The sequence below is a fragment of the Psychrobacillus sp. genome, from assembly GCF_056205495.1.
In genome coordinates this window covers 1-7,431 of record NZ_JBAEAP010000032.1, presented here as the reverse complement: position 1 = coordinate 7,431, position 7,431 = coordinate 1, and the positions used below count along the sequence as shown (strand labels likewise).

9 protein-coding genes are annotated in these 7,431 nt (G+C 37.4%); all 9 read right to left on the bottom strand.

Annotated elements, in window-relative coordinates; translation table 11 throughout:
- Positions 1-835 (bottom strand): flagellar biosynthesis protein FlhF (gene flhF, locus AC06OU_RS00955; protein ID WP_475853468.1); only part of this gene is annotated, 835 nt, incomplete at its 3' end.
- On the bottom strand, positions 832-2,865 hold the full coding sequence (gene flhA / locus AC06OU_RS00950; protein ID WP_475853467.1) for a flagellar biosynthesis protein FlhA: 2,034 nt from the start codon (positions 2,863-2,865) through the stop codon (positions 832-834). The genes flhF and flhA, both read right to left, overlap by 4 nt.
- An 18-nt stretch (positions 2,866-2,883) precedes the next feature.
- Positions 2,884-3,969 (bottom strand): flagellar biosynthesis protein FlhB, encoded by a 1,086-nt coding sequence (flhB, locus tag AC06OU_RS00945; RefSeq protein ID WP_475853466.1) that lies wholly within the window; start codon positions 3,967-3,969, stop codon positions 2,884-2,886.
- A 1-nt stretch (position 3,970) separates the two neighbouring features.
- On the bottom strand, positions 3,971-4,747 hold the full coding sequence (gene fliR, locus AC06OU_RS00940) for a flagellar biosynthetic protein FliR (RefSeq protein WP_298471196.1): 777 nt from the start codon (positions 4,745-4,747) through the stop codon (positions 3,971-3,973).
- A 4-nt stretch (positions 4,748-4,751) separates the two neighbouring features.
- A complete protein-coding gene (gene fliQ, locus AC06OU_RS00935; RefSeq protein WP_144538065.1) occupies positions 4,752-5,021 on the bottom strand; it encodes a flagellar biosynthesis protein FliQ in 270 nt (89 codons plus the stop codon).
- 12 nt (positions 5,022-5,033) lie between these two features.
- Positions 5,034-5,699 (bottom strand): flagellar type III secretion system pore protein FliP, encoded by a 666-nt coding sequence (gene fliP, locus AC06OU_RS00930; RefSeq protein WP_169358606.1) that lies wholly within the window; start codon positions 5,697-5,699, stop codon positions 5,034-5,036.
- Positions 5,692-6,381 (bottom strand): flagellar biosynthetic protein FliO, encoded by a 690-nt coding sequence (locus tag AC06OU_RS00925; RefSeq protein ID WP_475853465.1) that lies wholly within the window; start codon positions 6,379-6,381, stop codon positions 5,692-5,694. Before AC06OU_RS00925 ends, fliP begins: the two co-directional genes overlap by 8 nt.
- Before the next feature lie 6 nt (positions 6,382-6,387).
- Complete coding sequence (locus AC06OU_RS00920; protein WP_169358604.1) at positions 6,388-6,750, bottom strand: response regulator; 363 nt, start codon at positions 6,748-6,750, stop codon at positions 6,388-6,390.
- Positions 6,751-6,769: 19 nt separating this feature from the next.
- Positions 6,770-7,431 (bottom strand): flagellar motor switch phosphatase FliY (gene fliY / locus AC06OU_RS00915; RefSeq protein ID WP_475853464.1); only part of this gene is annotated, 662 nt, incomplete at its 5' end.

Sequence of the window (7,431 nt, the reverse complement as noted above, 5' to 3'; positions counted from 1 at the left end):
AAGTTTCTGTGTTGTTTTTAAAATCGATTAACATTTGTAAGTCTTCTACAAATTTAACTTCTTTATAGTTTCTACCTGCTGTATCGATAAAGACCAGGTCCAACTTCTCAAATTGATGAACAGCTTGTTGGAAGTCTTTTTGACTGTAGACAATTTCGATAGGTGCCTGTAGAAGACCCGCATATGTTTTTAATTGTTCTATTGCGGCAATGCGGTAAGTATCTGTTGTGATAAAACCTACTTTTTTCTTCTTTTCAAGAACTGCACGGGCCGCCATTTTCGCAATCGTCGTTGTTTTACCAACACCTGTTGGCCCTAGAACATTAATAAATTTTCTTTCGTAGGAGATTCCCCCAAATGAAAGGTCACTTAGGAGATTATTTAAATAGTTTTTTGTGAACTCTAATTGTTCATCAATCGTTTTTTTACCATGCACAAAAAGCTCATCACTTACTCGCGTGATAAGCTCCTCTGCTAGTTCCTGTTGCTTAAGGTGGTGAATAAGTGTATGAAGTTCTTCCGAATATTGTTGTTCCAACTGTGGACGTTGAATCGATTTAACCATATTCTTTATATCTTCTAATTCTTTTTTTATCTCTGAAGTTTGATTAGAATCTGAATCAAGCTGAACAGTCGGTAAATTTGGTGTTTTATTTGGAAGCTCTATACTATCCATTCCAGCTAAAACCTCAATGGATTTCTTTTTAAACATCCCTAGAAAACCCTTTGAGTATACAACCTTAGAACTCAAGATTACTGCTTCGTCTCCTAATTCTTTTCGAATAGCCTTCATTGCTTCAGGCATAGTGGCTGCGATATATTTTTTCATTTTCATTCAACATTCACCACCCCAACGCTTTGTACCTCAATAGATGATTCTAGTTCGTTATACGAAAGAATCGGGATTTGAGGGAAATATCTTTCGGTCATTTGTCTTAAGTACATTCTTACTGCTGGTGAACATAATATTATCGGCGACTGCTCCATCAGAGAAGCTCGTTCCACCTCTCTTGCCATAGATTCCAATATAGCTTGCGAATCAGTAGGATCAATTGAAAGGTAGTTACCATGCTCAGTTTGTTGAATACTATCAGCAACCATTTTCTCTACCTTACCAGACACCGTTAAAACTTTGAGTGTATTACTGCTCCCAGCATATTGAGAAGTTATTTGTTTTGCTAAAGCTTGTCTAGTGTATTCAGTTAATATATCGACATCGGATGTCATTTTTGAATAATCTGCAAGTGTTTCGAAAATAATTGGCAAGTTTCTGATTGAAACATGCTCTCTTAGTAAGTTTCCTAGTACCTTTTGAATCTCTCCTATCGTCATCGGAGTTGGAGTCAATTCGTCCACTAGAATTGGAGATGTTTCACGAATATGATCAATGAGCTGTTTCGTCTCTTGTCTACCAAGTAACTCATGGGCATGGTTTCTGATAATTTCTGTCATATGAGTAGAAACAACGCTAGGTGGGTCTACGACTGTATATCCCATAATCTCTGCTTCTTCCTTGACCGCTTCAGATATCCATTTAGCCGGCAATCCAAAAGAAGGTTCAATCGTATCAATCCCTTCGATCGTATCATCGTCTCCAGGACTCATAGCAAGATAGTGATCTAACAGCAATTCTCCTCGAGCCATTTCATTTCCTTTTATTTTGATGCGGTACTCGTTTGGCTGTAGCTGAATATTATCTCGTATACGTACGACAGGAATTACTATACCGAGCTCTAGTGCAAGTTGTCTTCGGATCATTACTACGCGATCTAGTAAATCTCCGCCCTGTGCTGTATCAACAAGTGGAATTAAACCATAGCCAAATTCAAATTCTATTGGATCTACATTTAATAGGTTAATAACATTCTCAGGACTTTTCATGTTGTCCGTAGCAGCTTCCTCTTGGAATTCCTCTAGCTCCTCTGGATCTTCTTTTTCTGATTTCCCCATCATATAAGCACCAATAACAAGAATAATGGAAATAGGGAGAGTCAAAATTAGTCCTATCGGAGTCACAATTCCTAGAAGGGCTATTGTTGCAGCAGCAACGTAGAGCAGTTTAGGCTGATTTAATAGCTGACCAGTAATATCTCCACCCAAGTTTCCTTTAGATGCTGCTCGTGTAACTACAATACCAGTTGCAGTTGATATTAAAAGAGCAGGTATTTGAGAAACAAGTCCATCCCCAACAGTCATTGTAGAGAATAAAACGGCAGCCTCACCAAAAGGTAGTCCAAACTGAACTACACCGATGATAATACCAAATAGTAAGTTAATAATTACGATAATGATACCAGCGATCGCATCACCCTTTACGAATTTGGTTGCACCATCCATTGCTCCATAAAAGTCGGCTTCTCCACTTACCTTTTCACGTCTCTCCCTTGCTTCCTTTTCCGAAATCATTCCGGCATTTAAGTCAGCGTCAATACTCATTTGTTTACCAGGCATGGCATCCAAGGTAAAACGGGCAGCAACCTCTGATACACGTTCCGCTCCCTTAGTAATTACGATAAATTGGATTATAACTAAAATTGCAAAAACTACTAACCCAACTAACATATTCCCACCTGTAACAAATGTTCCAAACGTTTCTACTACTTTCCCCGCATCCCCTTCAGCCAAAATCGCGCGTGTAGTGGAAACATTAAGCGCAAGTCTAAATAAGGTTACTAATAATAATAATGTTGGGAAGACAGAAAATTGTAATGCCTCTTGCATATTCATTGCAGTCATTAAAATCAATAGAGCAATAGTAATATTAACAATGATTAAAAAACTCAATAACCAATGAGGAAGAGGTATCACGAGCATAGCCACAATAGAAATAACTGCTGCTAATACGGATATATCGCGGACTTGCATATACTTCCACCTCAATCTTTAAATTTTTTGTTTAATGCGATAAACGTAAGCTAATACCTCTGCTACCGCCTTAAAGAATTCATCGGGAATTCGTTGACCAATTTCAACTTGGTCATACATCCCTCTAGCCAGTGGTCGATTTTCAACCATTACCACGTCATTTTCCTTAGCAATCATTTTAATCTTTTGAGCAACGTAATCGGCACCTTTCGCCACTACGATTGGCGCTTCCATTGATTGGTCATCGTACTTTAGTGCAATAGCATAATGAGTAGGATTCGTAATGACAACATCAGCTGTAGGAATTTCCTGCATCATTCGACGCATGGCCATTTCTCTTTGCCTCTGCCGGATACGTGATTTAATAATAGGATCGCCCTCTGAGTTCTTATGTTCGTCCTTTATATCCTGCTTAGACATCTTCAAGTTTTTCTCGTAATCAAAGCGCTGATAGAAGAAATCTAAGATCGATATAAACAACAAGACAAGGGAAGCGACAATACCCATCATCCCTGTTAGCCAGCCTATAGTTGATAAGGTGTCCCAGGCAGTTTTGAAGGATAAAGAGAGCACTTGCTCAAGATTCATCCATAAAATCATCGTTGTGACAGATCCTATAAATGCAATCTTCAGAATGGATTTTAATAGTTCAATGACCGCCCTCATCGAGAAGATTCGTTTAAGTCCCTTTATCGGATCTATTTTCTTCAAATCAAATTTCAAAGGCTCCGTCGTAAACAGCAAGCCAAACTGAAAGAAGTTTGCCGCAACAGCTGCTACTACAGCTACTAACATGATAGGGAGCAAAATCATCGCCATTTCCATTAGCATATCCTTATAAATTTCAATAGCTATGGGGATGGAAATTGAATCCATTAACATATACTTTGTAAAAGTAACATTGAAAAAAGTAAAAATCTCATTTCGTAAAAATCCTGCAAAGAAAAACATAAAGACGAAAACTGCTAGTAACACAATGGCACTTGTGACATCCTGACTTTTTAGCACTTGTCCTTTTTTTCGAGAATCCTGTCTTTTTTTAGGAGTAGCCTTTTCTGTTTTTTCTCCTGCGAAGTACTGTAAATCCAATCGGAGCATCAACATATTAGCCACCACCTAAAATTATCATTAAATCTCGCATAGCGATGATCATCATCTCGAATACTTTTTGCATAACAGCCAGTAAGACTCCCATCATGACTAATAACACAATAAATGTAACCCCAATTTTTATGGGGAATCCCACTACAAAAATATTTAATTGAGGAACAGTACGAGCTGTTATTCCTAATGCGATATCCACTAGAAATAGAGTCGCCACGATAGGAATAGACATCTGGAAGGCAACTGCAAAAACTCCCGCAAATGTTTTCATAATGAATTCCACATAATTTTCTTGTCCAAAAGCGAGCCAAGTCGTTTCCATAGGGATAAACTGGTAGCTATAAAAAATTCCATCTAAGAGTAAATGATGACCATTTAAAGCTAACAGTAATAAAAGTGCAATAATATTTAAAAATTGTCCTATCAACGGACTTTGGGCTCCAGTTTGAGGGTCTATTACATTGGCAATTGCAAACCCCATTTGGAAGTCGATAAATCCGCCGGCAATTTGAATTGCAGAAAGAATGATATAGGCTAGTAACCCTACAAATAAACCTACCATTACTTCCTTGATGATTAATAGTATGTATTCTCCGTTAATTTCAAAAGGACTCACATCCATCGTGTAATACATCATCCACGAAAGAATTACTGCAAAGGCAATTTTATGCGTAGCTGGAATAGTACGATGTGAAAACAGTGGCAATGTAATCATGAACGCTGAAACTCTTGCAATAATTAATAGTAATACAGTTAGGCTAGGTATGATCTCTTCCATTGAACTAACCAATATATCTCACTAAGTTTTCAAAAATATCTGCAGCATAGGAGGTCACTTGCGATAGCATCCATGGTCCAAAAAAGACGATAGCCACTAAAACTGCAATAATTTTAGGAACAAATGCAAGAGTCTGCTCTTGAATTTGTGTTGTTGCTTGAAAGATAGACACTGCAAGACCTGTTATTAAAGCCACTAACAAAAGAGGACCTGATGCAAGAAGAATGACCCAAATGGCTCTTTCTGCAATTGATATTACCATTTCATTACTCAATACAATCAGCTCCTAAAAACTTTGTAGGATGGACTTCATAACTAAATACCATCCGTCCACTAACACAAACAATAAAATTTTAAATGGTAAGGATATCATTACCGGTGGTAACATCATCATCCCCATCGACATCAGGACACTAGCCACAATCATGTCGATTACTAAGAAAGGAATAAAGATCATAAAGCCTATTTGAAAGGCTGTTTTAATTTCACTTAAAGCAAAAGCAGGTACCATTACTGTCAATGGAATATCATCAATCGATTCTGGTCGCTCTGCTTCGGTATATCTTAGAAATAGTTCTAAATCCTTTTGCCTTGTATGCTCACTCATGAAATCCTTAAATGGACCACTAGCATTTTCATAAGCCTGTTCCAACGTAATCTCTTCATCAAAGAGAGGAGTCAAGGCAGTTTCGTTCACTTCCTGAAGTGTTGGTGCCATGATAAAAAACGTTAAGAATAAGGCTAAACCAACTAATACTTGGTTAGGCGGCATTTGTTGGGTTGCTAAAGCTGTACGTACGAAAGACAAAATAATCATAATTCTAGCAAAGGAAGTCATTAATATTAAAATACTTGGTGCCAAAGATAAAACCGTTAGTAAAAGCATTAATTTGATAGAAGTGGAGACATTTGACGGATCACTGTCCGAGAAGAATTGGACGAAATCATTCATTGTTTTTGCGCTCCTTTGTCTTCCAATCCTTTAATACTTCACTACGGTCTCTTTTTATATCTTCTAGCTTCTTTTGAAACGTTTCATTAAATGAAGGATTTTCGTTATTTTTTGTCTTTTGAATCTTGTTTTTTGTTAGTTTATTCATTAACTCCATAATATAAGGAAGCGTTTGAACAGTTCCAAGCTTATCCTCATATAGTTTTGTTAACTCTTCTATTTCTTGAGGATCTGTAATTTCTTTCAGTAAATTTATATTTTCTCCAATTCCTACTAGATAGAGAGAGTTGCCAATTTGCATTAACTGAATTGACTTGCCTTGACCAACCCCAACTCCTCCAAGATTATGGATGAGCTGGTTATGCTGGAAACTTCGGTTTCGTTTATTTATGAAACGTAATAACCCATACAACAAAGCAATGACAAATAACAAGGCAAAAATCATTTTAATGTAATCCCAGGCTGTAATAGATACTCCACTTGAACTTGCTTCTTGTGGAGTATTTTCTTCCTGATCTAATTCTTTGTTTTCCTTGGGCTCTGCGTCTGGGGCAGTTCCCTTGTTTATACGTTCAAAACTCTCTTTAATACTCTCATTTGAATCAACAGCTGCCTCCGTGCCTAAAGGGACAGAGATCGATAAAAGAAATGCAATACAAATACTTAGGTAAAGCTTCCACATCATTTCTTACCCTATCGCTTTAGAGATTGCTTCAATTACTCGGTCAGCTTGGAAAGGTTTTACGATAAAGTCCTTTGCCCCTGCTTGGATGGCATCTATAACCATTGCTTGTTGTCCCATTGCAGAACACATAATAATAGTTGCACTAGGATCTTTTTCTTTAATTTTCTTTAAAGCCTCGATACCATCCATTTCAGGCATCGTAATATCCATCGTCACTAAATCAGGTTTTAGTTCAGCGTACTTTTCTACTGCTTGTACACCATCTGCGGCTTCACCCACTACTTCAAAACCATTTTTTGATAAAATATCTTTAATCATCATGCGCATAAATGCAGCATCGTCCACTATTAAAATTCTCTTCGACATATTATGTCTCCTCCATTACTTAACGTAAATTATTAATTCGTTCCGCCTGGCTTAGAATATCTGTAATTCGAACACCAAAGTTCTCATCAATTACAACTACTTCCCCTTTGGCAATATGACGATTATTTACAAGTATATCTACAGGCTCTCCGGCTAATTTATCCAGCTCTATAATAGAACCACTAGTAAGTTCCAAAATTTCCTTCACCGTTCTTCTAGTACGACCTAATTCTACTGTTACTTGAAGAGGAATATCAAGCAGTAAATTTAAATTTCTAGACTCATTAGGTGTAAGATTTGTTGCTTCAAAACTAGCAAATTGAGCTTGTTGCACCTCTACAGGTGGTGTATTACTTTGTCTTGGTTGATGCTGCGGTGCAACTGGCTGTTGAACTGGTGGTATTTCATAATAGTCTGGCACTGGAACGGATACGTGATTGCTTTCTACTCTTTCTTCATACACTGTTGCCGCAGCCTCTAGTTCAGTTTCATCCTCACCCAATAGTGATTTAACAAGGTTTAAACCAAAATCCAATGGAATAAGCTGCATAATATTAGAATCTATTAAGCTACCTCCTCGTAGTCTAAAAGATATTTTAATAAGTAAATCATCATTAGGGATCGCTTCCTCGCCTTCCCCTTCGATCAGATTTAAAATATCTATGGAAGGTGGAGAGATAT

Bases quoted from the DNA above. Each gene is read 5' to 3' on its own strand.
- flhA (WP_475853467.1), bottom strand. From the start codon at position 2,865: ATGCAAGTCCGCGATATATCCGTATTAGCAGCAGTTATTTCTATTGTG.
- flhB (WP_475853466.1), bottom strand. From the start codon at position 3,969: ATGTTGATGCTCCGATTGGATTTACAGTACTTCGCAGGAGAAAAAACA.
- fliR (WP_298471196.1), bottom strand. From the start codon at position 4,747: ATGGAAGAGATCATACCTAGCCTAACTGTATTACTATTAATTATTGCA.
- fliP (WP_169358606.1), bottom strand. From the start codon at position 5,699: ATGAATGATTTCGTCCAATTCTTCTCGGACAGTGATCCGTCAAATGTC.
- AC06OU_RS00925 (WP_475853465.1), bottom strand. From the start codon at position 6,381: ATGTGGAAGCTTTACCTAAGTATTTGTATTGCATTTCTTTTATCGATC.
- AC06OU_RS00920 (WP_169358604.1), bottom strand. From the start codon at position 6,750: ATGTCGAAGAGAATTTTAATAGTGGACGATGCTGCATTTATGCGCATG.